11 protein-coding genes are annotated in these 15,694 nt (G+C 70.7%); 7 read left to right on the top strand and 4 right to left on the bottom strand.

Annotated elements, in window-relative coordinates:
- Window positions 1-32: 32 nt before the first annotated feature.
- Together P5P86_RS01585 and P5P86_RS01590 are read left to right on the top strand one after the other, a co-directional pair.
- Window positions 33-1,169, top strand: coding sequence for a lipid II:glycine glycyltransferase FemX (locus tag P5P86_RS01585; RefSeq protein WP_280609517.1), 1,137 nt, complete (start codon window positions 33-35; stop codon window positions 1,167-1,169).
- Between the two features lie 49 nt (window positions 1,170-1,218).
- Window positions 1,219-2,274 (top strand): alanine racemase, encoded by a 1,056-nt coding sequence (locus tag P5P86_RS01590; protein ID WP_280609518.1) that lies wholly within the window; start codon window positions 1,219-1,221, stop codon window positions 2,272-2,274.
- Here the strand turns inward: P5P86_RS01590 and P5P86_RS01595 are convergent.
- The gene (locus P5P86_RS01595; protein ID WP_280609519.1) at window positions 2,235-3,668 is read right to left on the bottom strand and encodes a glycosyltransferase family 87 protein; all 1,434 of its coding nucleotides are present in this window, start codon (window positions 3,666-3,668) and stop codon (window positions 2,235-2,237) included. The genes P5P86_RS01590 and P5P86_RS01595 overlap by 40 nt on opposite strands.
- Before the next feature lie 30 nt (window positions 3,669-3,698).
- Window positions 3,699-6,011 (bottom strand): transglycosylase domain-containing protein, encoded by a 2,313-nt coding sequence (locus P5P86_RS01600; protein WP_280609520.1) that lies wholly within the window; start codon window positions 6,009-6,011, stop codon window positions 3,699-3,701.
- A gap of 199 nt (window positions 6,012-6,210) precedes the next feature.
- Here P5P86_RS01600 and P5P86_RS01605 point away from each other — a divergent pair, with 199 nt between their 5' ends.
- Together P5P86_RS01605 and P5P86_RS01610 are read left to right on the top strand one after the other, a co-directional pair.
- Complete coding sequence (locus P5P86_RS01605; RefSeq protein WP_017933511.1) at window positions 6,211-6,801, top strand: PadR family transcriptional regulator; 591 nt, start codon at window positions 6,211-6,213, stop codon at window positions 6,799-6,801.
- Complete coding sequence (locus P5P86_RS01610; protein WP_280609521.1) at window positions 6,801-7,883, top strand: inositol-3-phosphate synthase; 1,083 nt, start codon at window positions 6,801-6,803, stop codon at window positions 7,881-7,883. Before P5P86_RS01605 ends, P5P86_RS01610 begins: the two co-directional genes overlap by 1 nt.
- Before the next feature lie 85 nt (window positions 7,884-7,968).
- On the opposite strand, the gene P5P86_RS01615 is transcribed toward P5P86_RS01610, so the two are convergent.
- The gene (locus P5P86_RS01615; protein ID WP_280609522.1) at window positions 7,969-8,421 is read right to left on the bottom strand and encodes an SRPBCC family protein; all 453 of its coding nucleotides are present in this window, start codon (window positions 8,419-8,421) and stop codon (window positions 7,969-7,971) included.
- A 10-nt stretch (window positions 8,422-8,431) separates the two neighbouring features.
- On the bottom strand, window positions 8,432-9,898 hold the full coding sequence (locus tag P5P86_RS01620; RefSeq protein WP_280609523.1) for a CCA tRNA nucleotidyltransferase: 1,467 nt from the start codon (window positions 9,896-9,898) through the stop codon (window positions 8,432-8,434).
- A gap of 50 nt (window positions 9,899-9,948) precedes the next feature.
- Between P5P86_RS01620 and P5P86_RS01625 the strand changes: the two genes are divergently transcribed.
- Genes P5P86_RS01625 through P5P86_RS01635 form a run of 3 tightly spaced genes read left to right on the top strand, consistent with a single transcriptional unit; the run spans window position 9,949 to window position 15,668 of the window.
- A complete protein-coding gene (locus tag P5P86_RS01625) occupies window positions 9,949-12,192 on the top strand; it encodes a DUF6049 family protein (protein WP_280609524.1) in 2,244 nt (747 codons plus the stop codon).
- On the top strand, window positions 12,189-13,850 hold the full coding sequence (murJ, locus tag P5P86_RS01630) for a murein biosynthesis integral membrane protein MurJ (RefSeq protein WP_280609525.1): 1,662 nt from the start codon (window positions 12,189-12,191) through the stop codon (window positions 13,848-13,850). Before P5P86_RS01625 ends, murJ begins: the two co-directional genes overlap by 4 nt.
- A gap of 18 nt (window positions 13,851-13,868) precedes the next feature.
- Window positions 13,869-15,668, top strand: a complete 1,800-nt coding sequence (locus P5P86_RS01635; RefSeq protein WP_280609526.1) for a protein kinase family protein — start codon at window positions 13,869-13,871, stop codon at window positions 15,666-15,668.
- Window positions 15,669-15,694 lie beyond the last annotated feature (26 nt).

Raw genomic sequence — 15,694 nt, forward strand, 5'->3', positions numbered from 1 at the left:
GCGCCCCTCCCCACCCGGGTAACCTTCCGCAGGTGAGTGTCACCGTCCGACCCCTGTCCCCAGCGGAGCATCTGTCCTTCATCCGCAGCCGGTCGTCGGTGAGCTTCCTGCAGACCCCGGCCTGGGCGCAGGTGAAGACCGAGTGGCGCTCGGAGTCGCTCGGTCTGGTCGAGGACGGCGAGCTGATCGGCGCCACGCTGGTGCTCCACCGGCCGGTGCCCCGCCTCAAGCGCTACACCCTGGCCTACCTCCCCGAGGGCCCGGCGCTGGACTGGAGCCGCCCGCTCGCCGACTGGCTGGGCCCGCTGACCGACCACCTGAAGGCCCACGGCGCCTTCGGCGTGCGGATGGGGCCGCCGGTGACGACGGCGACGTGGAGTGCCGAGCAGGTCAAGCAGGGCATCGCCGACGACGGTGTGGGACGGCTCGGCGAGCTGCCGCCCAGCCGTCGCGACCCGGTCGGCGCCCGGGTGGTCAGCCAGCTGCGCAGCGCCGGGTGGCGGCTGCAGAGCCCCGAGGACGGCTTCGGTGCGGGCCAGCCGCAGTACACCTTCGAGATCCCGCTGCACGGCCGCACCGAGGACGACGTGCTCGCGGGCATGAACCAGCTGTGGCGGCGCAACATCAAGAAGGCCGCGAAGGAGGGCGTCGAGGTCACCTCCGTGGTGCCGGGGCAGGACAGCTTCGAGTCGGCGCTGGCCACGTTCCACGAGCTCTACGTGCACACCGCCGAGCGCGACCACTTCACCCCGCGCCCGCTGGGCTACTTCCGCACGATGTTCGCCGCGATGAGCGCCGAGGAGCCCGACCGGATCACGCTCTACTCCGCCCACCACCAGGGCGACCTGGTCGCCGCCACGATCATGGTCCGGGTCGGCACCCACGCCTGGTACTCCTACGGCGCCTCCTCCACCGCCAAGCGGGAGGTGCGCGGCTCCAACGCGCTGCAGTGGGCGATGATCCGCGACGCGATCGCTGCCGGCTGCGACGTCTACGACCTGCGTGGCATCACCCCCACGCTCGCCGCCGACGACTCGCACGTCGGCCTCATCCAGTTCAAGGTCGGCACCGGCGGCCGGGCGGTCGAGTACGTCGGCGAGTGGGACCTCCCGCTGCGCCCGCTGATCTACCGTGCCTTCGACCTCTACATGACCAGGCGCGGGCGATGACTCACCCCACTGCCGCGCTCGCGCCGCTCCGTTTCGTTCGAGGATCCCGATGACCCTGCAGCTGACCGTCGACGGCACCCGCTGGCGCGAGCACCTGCGCTCGGTGCTGGAGCAGACCCCCGGCCTGGTGCCGGTCGCCAAGGGCAACGGCTACGGCTTCACCGTCGGGCGCCTCGCCCGGCGCGCCGAGTGGCTCGGCTGCGACACCCTGGCGGTGGGCACCTACGGGGAGCTGGAGGAGGCAGCGAGCCGGTTCCACGGCGACCTGCTCGTCCTCACGCCGTGGCGGCCCTACGAGCCCACCCTGGATCCGGCCCTGAGCCACCGGGTCATCCACACCGTCTCGCGGTCGGCCGACCTCGGCGACCTGCTCGCCCGCCAGCCCGGTGCCCGCGTCGTGCTGGAGAGGATGACCTCGATGCGCCGCCACGGGCTGGCTGCGGCGGACCTGTGGGCGCTCGCCGGTCAGGCCCGCAACCGTGCCCGGCTCGAGGGCGTCGCGATCCACCTTCCGATGGGTGCTCAGGGCGCCAACCTGGCCGAGGCGCGAGCCCTGATGACCGACATCATCGGGGCGGGCGGCAACGGCACCGTCGCCCCGATCGTGTGGGTCTCCCACCTCACCGCGACCGAGTTGGCCACGCTGCGCCACCAGTACGCCGACCTCACCATCCGACCCCGCGTCGGCACCGGGCTGTGGCTCGGCGACCGCGGGGCGCTCGAGGTCACGGCGGTCGTGCAGGACGTGCATCCCATCCACCGCGGCGACACGTTCGGCTACCGCGGCCGCAGCACGCTGCGCTCCGGCCACCTCATCATCGCCAGCGGTGGCACAGCGCACGGCCTCGGGCTGACGGCACCGAACGGAGCCGGCTCCCTGAGAGCGAGAGCGAACGCGGCGGCACGCGGCGGCCTGGACGCCGTCGGACTGGTGCGCTCGCCGTACTTCCTCGACGGTCAGCAGCTCGTCTTCGCCGAGCCGCCGCACATGCAGGCCTCGATGCTGCTGCTGCCGCACGGCGCCCGGGTCCCGGAGGTCGGCGAGCGGATCCCGGTCCGGGTCCGCTACACCACCACGACGTTCGACGAGATCATCGTCGACTGAGCCGCACGCTCCTCGTCGGCCGCCTCGGTGAGCACGACCGGGTCGTGCCGGGGCGAGAGCACGTCGCGCGCCACGATGCCGACGAGATACAGCTCGCCGAGGACGCGGATCACCACGACCAGCCAGTAGAACGGCTGGTCGTCACCCCCGCCGGCGGTGAACAGGCCGCCCAGGTACCACCACACGCCGGCGAAGTAGAGCACCTCGGTGGCCTGCCAGATCAGCTGGTCGCGCCAGCGCGGCCGCGCCAGCACCGCGAGGGGCAGCAGCCACAGCACGTACTGCGGTGAGTAGACCTTGTTGACCAGCAGGAAGCCGGCGACGATCAGGAACCCGAGCTGGGCGAAGCGCGGCGTCCGCGGCGCGAGCAGGCCGAGCACCAGGACGGCCAGGCACCAACCGCCGAAGAGCAGCCAGGACCAGACGTTGATCGTGTGCGCGCTGAAGGTGTGGCCGGTGACCTGCTGCGCGACCAGCCACAGGGAGCCGAGGTCGGCGCCGCGGGTGCTGTTGAACGACCAGAAGACCTTCCACTGCGCGACGCCGCTGAGCAGCGCCGGCATGTTGAACACGACCCAGGCGATCACCGCCGAGCCGGCCGCCATGATGAGGTCGGGCCAGCGTCGCCGGCGCCAGCAGATGACGAGCAGGCCGCCGAGCAGGAAGAGCGGGTAGAGCTTGGTCGCCGTACCGAGCCCGATCATCACGCCGGTCAGGACCGGCCGGTCGCGCGACCACGCCCACAGCGCACCGGCGACGAACCCGACGGCGAGCAGGTCCCAGTTGATCATCCCGGTGAGCAGCAGCGCCGGCGAGAGGGCGAACGCGGCAGCGTCCCAGGGTCGTCGGCGGTTGACGCCGGCGATCAGCCAGCAGGCCAGCAGGGCGACGACGGCGAAGCCGATGGTGTTGACCGAGACGTAGAGCCGGATCTCGTGCAGCACATCGTCCTCGCCCCAGAGCTTGTCGGTGGACAGGGCCGCGCGCGGGCTCAGGTCGGGCGACCCTGCCAGCCAGTGGGTGACGTACGCCGTGCCCCACGCCCAGTAGGCGATCCCGACCGGATACTCCATCACCTCGTAGCGCGCGCGGGTGGTGGCGTCGCCGCTGTAGGGCCACTTGAGCTCGGCGAAGCCGCGCCCGGTGTAGAGGTAGGGCAGGTCGGAGTAGCACATGTGGGTGTAGCGGGTGTTCCCGCCGGACCAGGTCTGGCTGTAGCAGGAGCTCTTCTGCACCATGCCGAGCGCCATCACGATGGCGGTCAGCAGCAGCAGCACCCGCACGGGGGTCCACCAGCGGTGCCGGCCGGCGTGCTCGCCGACCGGTCCGCCGATGGACTCACTGAGCGTCTCGACGACGCGGTCCTCGTGCGCGGGTGCGACGACGCCAGCCATGCCCGGGATCTTAGGCGACCGCGCGAGCCGCTAGGGACCGGCGGTCGCCGTCGCGCTCGGCGGCGAGGAGGTCTGCGGACCGCACCCCAGCACGCCACAGGTGCTCCCACCCGACGGCGGTGCCTGGCTCGAGGTCGGCGGCGAGGGCTGCACCTGGTGCGTCGGGCTCGGGGTCGACTTCGGCGTCTTGGTCTTGGTCGGCTTGGGCGTCCGGGTCGGCTTCGGATGGGGCGTGTACGTCGGAACCGGCGCGTGGCTGGTGTCCGGCGGGGTCCCGGTGACGTTGGCGCGCGGCGGGAACTGCTCGATCGGCAGGCCGTCCATGTCGGCCTGCATCACCGCTGTCCACGTCCGGGCCGGGTAGTCGGCACCGAAGTACGACGGCAGCCAGCCGTCGAGGGCCTCGCGGCCGTTGCCACGGATGTACATCACCGCCGTCGCCGCCTGAGGCGTGTAGCCGACGAACCAGGCCGAGGAGACGTGGGTGCCACCACCGCTGGCGTTGGGGGCCGTCGCCGTACCGGTCTTGCCGGCGGCGGGGCGACCGAGCGCGAGTGCCGCCTTGCCGGTGCCGCCCTTGACCACCTGCTGCAGGGCGTAGGAGACGTCGTCGGAGACGTCCTGGGGGATCGCCTGGTCGGTGTGGTTCTTGTACCTGTACAGCACGGTGCCGTTCTGGTCGGTCACCTTGTTGATCACGTGCACGTCGGCGCGCTTGCCGCCCGCCGCAATGGTCGCGTAGGTGTTCGCCAGGTTGATCGGGCTGGCGGCGGCCTTGCCGAGCGTGATCAGCGAGTCCGAGGACTGGAGGTCCTTGGTGGTCGAGGGGATGCCCGGATAGTCGGGGTTGGCCTGCTCCGGTGTGAGTCCCATCTTCAGGGCGTTCTGGTAGATCTTCTTCGGCCCGTTGGGGATGGAGTGCGACATGTCCACGAACGCGGTGTTGATCGACTGCTGCAGCGCATAGATGGCGTTCACCCGCGAGCCGTAGCTGTGACCGTTGGCCTCACCGGCCTGCTCGCCCTCGTTGTGCACCTCGAGACCGCCGGGGAAGGTGTACGGCGAGTTGCCGTCGAAGGTGGAGTTGAGCGAGAAGCCGGCCTCCAGGGCGGTGGCCAGCGTGACCGCCTTCATCGTCGATCCGGCCATGCCGCCGGTGGCGGCCCAGTCGATCTGCGACTGGAGGTAGTCCTGACCGCCGTAGAAGCCGAGCAGGGCGCCGGTGCCGGGCTGGATGGTCGCGACGCCGATGTGCAGCTGCTTGTCGCTGAACCCGGCGGGCTTGGCCTGGGCGACGCCGTTGGCGGCGGCGTCCATCGCCTTCTTGGTCAGCGTGGTGGTCACCCGCAGCCCGCCGCCCTGGATCTGGGCGTCGGTGAAGCCCAGCTTCAGCAACTCGTTCTTGACCAGCGTCAGAGCGTGGCCCTTCTGGCCGCCGTAGGTGTTGGAGGCGTGCTGCTGGGGGAACTTCGGCAGCTTCGCGGCCGCCTTGGTCGCCTCGGCGTCGGTGATGTCGCCGGCGCTGGCCATCCCGGCCAGGACGTAGGCGTAGCGGCGCTGCAGCGCCGCCTTGTGGACCGCGCCGTTCGCCGGGTCGTACTGGGTCGGGTTGTTCAGCACCGAGGCGATCACCGCCGACTGGCGCAGGTTGAGCTTGCTGGCCGGGATGTCGAAGTAGGCCTCAGCGGCCGCCTGGACGCCGTACGCGCCCCGCCCGAAGTAGATCGTGTTCAGGTAGCCCTCGAGGATCTGCTTCTTGCTCAGCTGGCGCTGGATCTTGAGCGAGAGGATCGCTTCCTTGATCTTGCGCTTGTAGGTGCGCTCCTGGTTCAGGTAGAGCACCTTGACGTACTGCTGGGTGATCGTGGAGGCACCCTGGGTGGAGTTGCCCTTGGCGTTGCTGAACGCGGCGCGCAGGATGCCCTTGGGGTCGATGCCGTGGTTGGTCCAGAACGTCCGGTCCTCGGCGGCGACCACGGCGTCCTTGAGGTTCTGCGGCATCTCGTCGTAGGAGATGGAGTCGCGGTTCTGCAACGCGAACTGGCCGATCTTGTTCTTGCCGTCCGCGTAGTAGATGTACGACGTCTGGGTCTTGAACTCCGCGTTCGGGTCCGGGATCGACGTGGTGTTGTACGCCAGCACCGCGAGACCCGCGATGACGACCACGCCGGCCAGGCAGACCAGCAGGAACCACTTCAGGGCGCGGCGGACCTTCTGCTTGCGGGTCAGCGGCTTCTTCGGACGGCCGCCAGGCTTGCCACCGGTGCCGGGGCGGCGCTGTGCGGGGGTGCCGGAGGACGACGGCATCCGTCGCTTACCGCCACTGGGCGAGGTACCACTCACGTGTCACTATCTCCACGATCTCGGGGTCGGGCGATACGAGGGTACGCACTGCGGCGCAGGATCCCAGATTCATCGGGGCCGGCCGCGGACGTCCGGGCCCCAGCGTGTCGGCCCTCCGGACCGCTTTCCCACGCTCCGATGCGACACGGTGATGTACCGGGGATTCGCAACAGCCGGATATATCGCTACGATAGGTCTCATGACACGTCGGGCAGAGACCATCGAGCTGGCAGTCCTCGGGCTGCTGCACGAGGGTCCTATGCACGGCTACGAGCTGCGCAAGCGGCTCAATCTGATGCTCGGATGGGGTCGGGTGCTGTCCTACGGCTCGCTCTACCCCACTCTCAAGAAGATGCTGCGTGCGCACCTGATCGAGGAGTCGACCACGTCGGTCACCCCGGTCACGCGCCGCCCGCGGATCGTCTATCAGGTGACCGAACCAGGTCATCGGGAGTTCGAGCGGCTCATGTCGGAGGTCGGTCCCACCGCCTGGGAGGACGACAACTTCGACATCCGCTTCGCCTTCTTCGGTCGCACCGACATGGAGATCCGGCTGCGAGTCCTCGAGGGCCGCCGCAGCCGCCTCCAGGAGCGACTCGATCGCGTCCAGCGCGAGCTGTCGCTGACGCAGAAGGAAGTCGACCAGTACGCCGGGGAGCTCCAGCGCCACGGTGTCGAGTCGGTGGAGCGGGAGGTGCGATGGCTCTCCGGACTCATCGACGCCGAGCGAAATCCCGCCTCAGGTCTTGCAGGTGCGGAAGTGACCACCACAGAAAGGAAGGAGCCCTGATGGGTTCGGTTCGCGTAGCAATCGTGGGGGTCGGCAACTGCGCCAGCTCCCTCGTGCAGGGTGTCGAGTACTACAAGGACGCCGACCCGGCGGGCACTGTCCCCGGTCTCATGCACGTCAAGTTCGGCGACTACCACGTCTCCGACGTGAAGTTCGTCGCGGCGTTCGACGTCGACGACAAGAAGGTCGGCAAGGACCTGTCCGAGGCGATCAACGCCTCGGAGAACAACACCATCAAGATCACCGACGTCCCCACGCTCGGTGTCGAGGTCGAGCGCGGCCCGACGCTCGACGGCCTGGGCAAGTACTACCGCCAGACGATCGAGGAGTCGGCCGCCGAGCCGGTCGACATCGTCAAGGCGCTCAAGGACGCCGAGGTCGACGTCCTCGTCTCCTACCTCCCGGTGGGCTCGGAGGAGGCCGACAAGTTCTACGCGCAGTGCGCCATCGACGCGAAGGTCGCCTTCGTCAACGCGCTGCCGGTCTTCATCGCCTCCGACCCGGTCTGGGCGAAGAAGTTCGAGGACGCCGGTGTCCCGATCGTCGGCGACGACATCAAGTCGCAGGTCGGCGCCACCATCACCCACCGCGTGATGTCGAAGCTGTTCGAGGACCGCGGCGTCCGGCTGGACCGCACCTACCAGCTGAACGTCGGCGGCAACATGGACTTCAAGAACATGCTCGAGCGCGAGCGGCTGGAGTCCAAGAAGGTCTCCAAGACCCAGGCCGTCACGTCGAACCTGACCGGCCCGCTGGCCGGCCTCAAGGACGACCGCAACGTGCACATCGGCCCGTCCGACTACGTCGCGTGGCTCGACGACCGCAAGTGGGCCTACGTGCGCCTCGAGGGCACCACGTTCGGTGACGTGCCGCTGAACCTGGAGTACAAGCTCGAGGTGTGGGACTCCCCGAACAGCGCCGGCATCATCATCGACGCCTGCCGCGCGGCGAAGATCGCCAAGGACCGCGGCATCGGCGGCCCGGTCATCGCGGCCTCGGCCTACCTGATGAAGAGCCCGCCGGTCCAGATCGAGGACACCGAGGGTCGCGCCCTGCTGGAGAAGTTCATCGCCGGCGAGTGACACCCGCGAGCGCAAGCCCCGCCTTCCGTGAGGACGGCGGGGCTTCGTGCTGTCCCGGGCCGGTGCAGAACGCCGGGTGCCTCGCTCAGCTCTCCGCGGCAGCCTTGATCCGCTGCAGCGTCTGGGCCATCCCGGTGCGCAGGCAGTCGGTGAAGTGCCGCTGACCACCCAGCACAGCGTTGACCAGCGCCGTCGAGATCGGCGCGATGCCGTCCGGCGTCTCACGCGCCTGGGTCAGCACGGTGCCGCCGTCGGCACTGGGCTCGAGCCGGAAGGACCACACCGTCCGGTTCTCGGTGATCCGGAACGCGAAGTCCTCGTGGGGCGAGAAGCGCACCACCTTCGCCGAGGTCGGCCAGTGCTTCCAGCCGTCACGGTTGATGTTGAGGAAGCGGGTGCCCAGCCGGACCGGACGCCCTGCCACGAAGGAGCGCCTGACCTGCGGGCTCCACTCGGCCATCCGCTCCACGTCGGTGACCAGCGCCCACACGGCGGCAGGCGGGGCGGCGATGGTGACGGCGGCAGTGAGGTCGCTCATGGCGAGCAACCTACTCTCGAGTAGCCCACCATGCACGCAGTCTCACGGCGGCCTCCTCCTCGGAGAGGACACCCTCGTCCATCCGGACCTCGAGCAGGAACCGGTACGCCGCGCCGACCGCCGGTCCGGGCTTGAGATCCAGCAGCGCCATGATCTGCTCGCCGTTGAGGGCCGGGCGCATCGCCGCCAGCTCCTCCTCCTCGGAGAGCCGCTCGATGCGCTCCTCGAGCGCGTCGTAGGTCCGTGCCAGCCGCTCCGCCTTGCGCCGGTTGCGGGTGGTGCAGTCGGCGCGGGTGAGGATGTGCAGCCGCTCCAGCTGATCGCCGGCGTCGCGGACGTAACGACGTACGGCGGAGTCGGTCCACTCGCCGCTGCCGTAGCCGTGGAACCGCAGGTGCAGCTCGATCAGCCGACAGACGGCGTCGGTCTCCTCGTTGGAGAACCGCAGCGCCCGCATCCGCTTGCGGGTGAGCTTGGCGCCCACCACGTCGTGGTGATGGAACGTGACCACGCCGCCCTCGACGAACCGACGGGTCTTCGGCTTGCCGACATCGTGCATCAGCGCGGCGAAGCGGGACACGAAGTCGGGCCCTCCCCCGGGCAGCCGCGACTCCAGGCCGATCGCCTGGTCCAGCACCGTCAGGCTGTGCTCGTAGACGTCCTTGTGCCGGTGGTGCTCGTCGGCCTCCAGCCGCAGCGCCGGCAGCTCGGGCAGCACCAGCTCTGCCAGGCCGGTCTCGACGAGCAGCGCGAGACCTCGCCGCGGGTGCGGGGCGCAGATCAGCTTGACCAGCTCGTCGCGGACGCGCTCCGCGGAGATGATCGAGATCCGGCCCGCCATCGCCGTCATCGCCGCCACCACCTCCGGTGCCACGGTGAAGCCGAGCTGGGCGGCGAAGCGGGCGGCTCGCATCATCCGCAGCGGATCGTCGGAGAAGGAGTCCTCCGGCAGGCCCGGCGTACGCAGGACCCGGTTCGCGAGGTCCACGACCCCGCCGTACGGGTCCTCCACCCGCCGCTCGACCCCCCCGGGACCGGCCAGCCGCACCGCCATCGCGTTGACGGTGAAGTCGCGGCGGCCGAGGTCACCGGCCAGCGACGTGCCGTACTCGACGGTCGGCTTGCGGGAGTCGGGGTCGTAGGCCTCGGAGCGGTAGGTGGTGATCTCCACCACCCACTCGTCCTTGCGGGCCCCGATGGTGCCGAACTCCCGGCCCATGTCCCAGGTCGCCCGGGACCACCGCTTCAGGAGCCGCTCGGTCTCGTCCGGGTGGGCCGAGGTGGTGAAGTCCAGGTCGTTCACCGGTCGGCCGAGCATGGCGTCGCGCACGGGGCCGCCCACCAACGCCAGCTCGTGGCCGGCGGAGGCGAAGAGCTCGCCCAGCGGCTCGAGCACACCGGCCAACCGGTCCAGCTCGGCGTCCACCGCTCGCTGCACCTCGACGATGGAGAGGGGGGCGAGCGTGGGATCGGACACGAGGGAACAGTCTAGGTAACCCCGGACCGGCGGCCGATATCCTCAACCGCATGCCCGCTCGCCGTACCGTCCCTGCGTGGGCTCCGGCGACGACCGTCGTCACGCTCCTGATCGCCGTCCTGACCGGTCTCGTCGCACTGCCGGCGACCGCCGTGAGCGCCCCGACGGCCCGGGCCGGACGCACCGCCGCGGCGGCGAAGGCCGCGAAGGCGGCGACCACGAGACCGGACCCGCTCGGGGTGACGATCACCAGCCTCACCCCCTCGACGCTGAAGACCGATCCGACCAAGGGCACGGTGCGCGTCTCGGGCACGATCACCAACGACGACGACCAGACCTGGCAGGACATCAACGTCCACGCCTTCATCGGCAGCACCCCGCTGACCACCGAGACCGAGCTCACCGAGGCCTCGCTCTCCGATCCCACCCAGGACGTGGGCCAGCGCATCACCACGTACGGCGACTTCCAGACGATCGCCGAGCTCGCCCCCGGGCAGAGCTACTCCTACTCGCTGGCCATCCCGCGCGGCGACCTCGTCGACAGCGCCGACCGTCCCATCACCGCCCCCGGCGTGTACTGGTTCGGCGTGCAGGTGCTCGGCACCGACAGCGATGGACGCGACAGCACCGCCGACGGCCGCGCCCGGACGTTCCTGCCGCTGGTGGGGGCGACCAAGAAGAAGCAGTCCCCGGAGAAGACCGCCATTGTCGTACCGCTGCGGCAGCGGGTGCTGCGCCAGCCCGACGGCACCCTGGCGGCGCCCGAGAACTGGGTGCGGCGGCTCTCCACCGGCGGCAGGCTCGACAACCTGCTCACCTTCGGCACCGACCACCCGGTCTCGTGGCTGGTCGATCCAGCGGTCATCGACGCCATCGCCCAGCTCGCCGACGGCAATCCGCCACGCAGCATCGCTGCGACCGACGGCAGCGCCACCACCGGCGAGCCGTCGGCCGGCGCCACCGCCCACCAGAGCGGTGCCGAGCGAGCCGCCGCCGACGACGCGGCCGACCTCGCCAAGGCGTGGCTGGCTCGACTGCTCGCCACGCTGCGGAGCAGTCAGGCCGTCTACGCCCTCCCGTACGGCGACCTCGACCTGGCTGCCGCGGCGCGACACGATCCGGCCCTGTACGCCGTCGCTCGCCAGCGCAGCACCCAGGCGCTGACGGCGCGCGGCATCACCAACGTCGTCCCCGTCGACGCCCCGATCGACGGCTACCTCGAGGCCAGTGCGCTCGATGTCGGCGACAGCGCGCCGAAGCTGCTCCTCACCGACCAGGCCATCAGCGGCACCGTGCCCGCCGTCGCCAGCATCAGCGGTCGCACCGTCGTCACCACCTCCTCCCTCGTCGCAGCCGGCGGGCCGCCCCCCGGAGACCAGCTCGGCCTGATCCCGGTCCGTCAGGAGCTGCTGGCGCAGTCGGCGCTGCGTCTGGGCACCGACGACCCGGTCATCGCCGTACTCCCCGCGGACTGGAGCGCCGCCGGGGACAGCAACGGCTTCTTCGAGGGTTTGCGCAAGAAGTGGCTGCAGCCGACGACGATCGACGGTGCGGCACTCTCCTCGGTCGCGCAGGAGGTCCCGCTGAGCAGGCTGCGCTATCCCGATGCGGAGCTCGAGCACGAGCTGCCGGCACACACGTTCGCGGCGGTCGACGGGTTGCGGCGAGCGGGCAGCGTCCTGCAGAGCGTGCTCAGCCACAACGACGTCGTCGCCACCACCGTCCTCGACGATGCGCTGACGAGCGCCTCCTACACGGCGCGGGGCGGCAGCGGTGGCGCCGCCGCGGAGCGCAGCCGGGAGGCGATCGACGCCCAGTTGCAGATGGTCACCGTGGAGGCCCCGCCATCGGTGACCCTGGCCAGCGACCGCGGGAAGTTCAACGCGACGGTGGTCAACGGCCTCGACCAGGACATCACCGTCAGGGTGCGCGCGGTGGCCGACAACGGGATGGCGATCTCGGTCCCCCGAAAGCTGCAGATCCCGGCCAACGGACGCGCTGGGGTGCTGCTGACGGCGAAGGCGACCAGCAACGGCGTGCACACCGTCATCCTGGAGCTCACCGACGGCGCCGGCTCACCGCTCGGCTCCCAGACCAGGTTCCCGATCCGTACGGCGCAGGTCAGCAGGATCATCTGGCTCTTCATCGGCTGCGGTCTCGGCCTGCTGTTCGCCGCGATCGTGGTCAGGCTGGTGCGGCGGGTGCGCGCGGGAGCGCGTGCCGAGCGTCACGATGACGACGACCCGACGGCCTCGGCGTCCGCCGAGGCCCACGCCCCGATGGAGCCACGATGAGCGCGGGCAAGCGCAAGGCGGTCCCGGCGCGACGCAGCGCCCTGCTTCCCGGCGCCGGAAGGTCCTCGATCGGCGGGGCCAGCGCGGTGATGGCCGTCGGGACGCTGTTCTCCCGACTCAGCGGATTCGTCCGGGCCGCCCTGCTGGCGGCGGCGATCGGATCGGGTGCCCGCGCAGACGTCTTCAACGTCGCCAACACGATCCCCAACATGCTCTACATCCTGCTGGCGGGCGGCGTCTTCAATGCCGTGCTGGTGCCCCAGCTGGTGCGGGCGCTGAAGAACGACGAGGACCGCGGCGACGCGTTCACGCAGCGGATCGTCACCTTGGCGGCACTGTTCCTCGGTGTCGTCACGGCGCTGCTCGTGCTCGCCGCGCCGTGGCTGATCCAGCTCTACTTCCACCACCACACGGCTACGGAGAACGCCAGCGCGATCGCCTTCGCGCGCTACTGCCTGCCGCAGGTCTTCTTCTACGGCATGTTCGTGCTGGTCGGGCAGGTGCTCAACGCCCGCGGCAGCTTCGGACCGATGATGTGGGCACCGATCACCAACAACGTGATCTCGGTGGCAGTGCTGGTCGCCTACATGGCCCACTTCGGCACCGCGGGCACCGGCGCCTACTCCTCCGCCGAGGAGCTGTGGCTCGGGCTCGGCTCGACGGCCGGCATCGCCGTCCAGTTCCTCGTGCTGGTGCCCTACCTGCGCCGGGCGGGCTTCCTGTACCGGCCACGCTTCGACTTCCGCAACGCCGGCCTGGGCCACACCCTGCGCCTGGGCGTGTGGACGGTGCTCTTCGTGGTGGTCAACCAGGTCGCCTACACCGTGGTCACGATCCTCGCCACCAGCGGCAGCGGCCGCTCCGGCACGGGCTACACCATCTATTCCTACAGCTTCCTGCTGACCCAGGTGCCGCACTCGATTGTGACCGTCTCCCTCGCCACGGCGATCCTGCCGACGCTGTCGGCACGCGTGGTGGCGATCGATCCTCGCGGCTTCGCGTACGGCGTCGTGCGCACGCTGCGGTCCTCGCTCGCGATCGTGCTGCCCTTCGCGGCACTGCTGCCGGTCCTCTCGGTCGACCTCGGCCACGTGATGTTCGGGTTCGGCGCCTCGGCCACGCAGTACCGCTCCTATGGGTCGACCATCGCCATGTTCGGCCCCGGGCTGGTGTTCTTCACCCTGCAGTACGTGCTCCTGCGCGGCTTCTACGCCCTGGAGCGCAACAAGACCGTCTTCTGGATGCAGTGCCTGGTCGCCGCGGTCAACATCGCCGCGGCGCTCGTGCTGGTGCACCGGGTCCGGCCCGAGCACACCGCCCCGGCGCTCGCCGCGGCCTGGGGGCTGGCCTACCTGGTCGGCTCGATCAATGCCTACACCCGGCTCAACCGCCGGATCGGCCCGCTGCGCACCGATCTGCTCTTCCGGTTCGCCATCCGGATGCTCCTGGTCACCGCCGTCGCCACCACGATCGCCTGGGTGGTCGGCCGCGGCTTCGACGAGCTCTGGCCGGATCGATCCTGGGGGCAGGCGGCGATCAAGAGCGCCGTGGTGGGCGGTCTCGATCTCGGCCTGATCTTCCTCGGCGCGAAGGTGCTCCGGATCACCGAGCTCACCTCCTTCGTCTCGACGTTGTCCGCCCGGCTGCGCCGCGGCTGAGCCATTAGTCTCGGGTCCATGACAGCGCATCGGCCGGGTGACGTCCTCGCGGGGCGCTACCGACTGGCCGACCTGCTCAGCGAGACGGCGCACGGACGGTTCTGGCTCGCGCACGACAGTGTCCTGGGACGGCCCGTCGCCGTACACGTGATCGATGCTGACGACTCCCGCGCCCCGGCCCTGATGGACGCCGCCCGTGCCTCGGCCTCCATCCTCGACCCGCGCCTGCTGCGGGTCCTGGACGCCGAGACCCGCGACGGCAGCTCCTACGTCGTCAACGAATGGGGGCGGGGCACGTCGCTCGACATCGTGCTCGCCCGCTCCGGGCCGCTCTCGCCCCGGCGCTCCGCCTGGATCACGGCCGAGGTCGCGGCCGCGTTGGGCAAGGCGCACGGCGCCGGGCACGCCCACGGTCGGCTCAATCCGGAGAAGGTGCTGATCGACGAGGGCGGCTCCGTCCGGATCATCGGCTTCGCCGTCGAGGCAGCGCTCTACGGCTTCCCGGCCGGCACTCCGGCCGACGACGACGCGGCCCTGGCGGCCATCCTGGCGGCCTGTCTGACCGGCACCTGGTCGGGATTCCACGAGTCGGCGGTGCCGCCCACCCCGAGCGTGGGTGGTCACCCGATGCGCCCACGACAGGTACGCGCCGGCGTACCGAGGGTGCTCGACGAGCTCTGCGAGGCTGCGCTGAACCCGGATGCCCGTGGCAGGCACCAGGGACCGGTGCTCGACGCGCGCTACCTGCACCAGCGCCTGATGGAGTACCTGGGCGACCCGTCGGACGTGGTGGGCCTCCCCGCCGAGCAACCGGACGGCGCAGCCCGGCCGAGGATCACCACCTCGCTGCGCCTGCCCGTCGAGGAGCCGGCGGCGGCACCGGGGAGCCCGGACGAGCCGGCGGAGCGGCACGAGGACGAGACAGTCGTCCGGGGCGATCACACCGACATCCCGACCCAGGCGTCGCTGCCCCCGTTCGAGGACGACTCGTCCTGGCACCTGCCGCGCACCACGCCTGCCCCGCCACCACCGCCCCTCGAGCCGCCTGCTCCGAAGCCGCTGTTCGCCGACGAGCCGCGGGTCCCGCGGCCGCCGGAGGGGGCGGCCGGCGACACGCCGAGTTCGGTCCCCGTCTCGTCCGGGGGGCACGCCGCGCCGGCGCCCGTTGCGGAGGAGTACTGGCCCTGGGGCGAGGACCGGGTGCCACCCCGGCGCCGCCGCTGGCTGCCGCTCGCGATCGGGCTGGTGGTGCTGGTCCTCGTGGTGGCGGCCGTCCTGGCCGTGCGCGACCTCTCCGGCGGAGGCGGCGGCGACGGCACCCCGTCGACGTCGCCGAGCGCCTCGGCGAGCTCGCGTGCCGCGCAGGCCGTCACCGGCGTCACCGCCACCGACTTCGACCCGCTCGGCGACCCGCCCAGCGAGTACCCGGCGCTGGCGAGGAACGCTGTCGACGGCAAGGTGTCCACGGCCTGGCACACCAACACCTACAAGTCGCAGCTCGGGCCGAGCGCGCCGGCGCTCAAGAGCGGGGTGGGACTGGTGCTCGACCTGCACGGGACCTACGCGCTCGAGTCGGTCAAGGTCACGATGAACGGCAGCCCCACGGCCGTCTCCTTCTTCGTCGCGGACGCCGAGCCCACCGGTGTGACGGGCCTGCAGCGCGCCGCCACCGCGACCGTGACGCGCGCCGGTCAGCGGGTCGGACTGAACGGCGCCACGGGTCGCTACCTGGTGGTCTGGCTGACCTCGCTGCCCCACGTCGCGGGCGGGTACCGTGGCGAGGTCGCCGAGGTGGCGGTCACCGGAACCCAGCGCTGAGGCCTGCCTCTCGCCGGGGCTGCCGG

Source organism: Nocardioides sp. BP30, assembly GCF_029873215.1.
Classification (GTDB): domain Bacteria; phylum Actinomycetota; class Actinomycetes; order Propionibacteriales; family Nocardioidaceae; genus Nocardioides.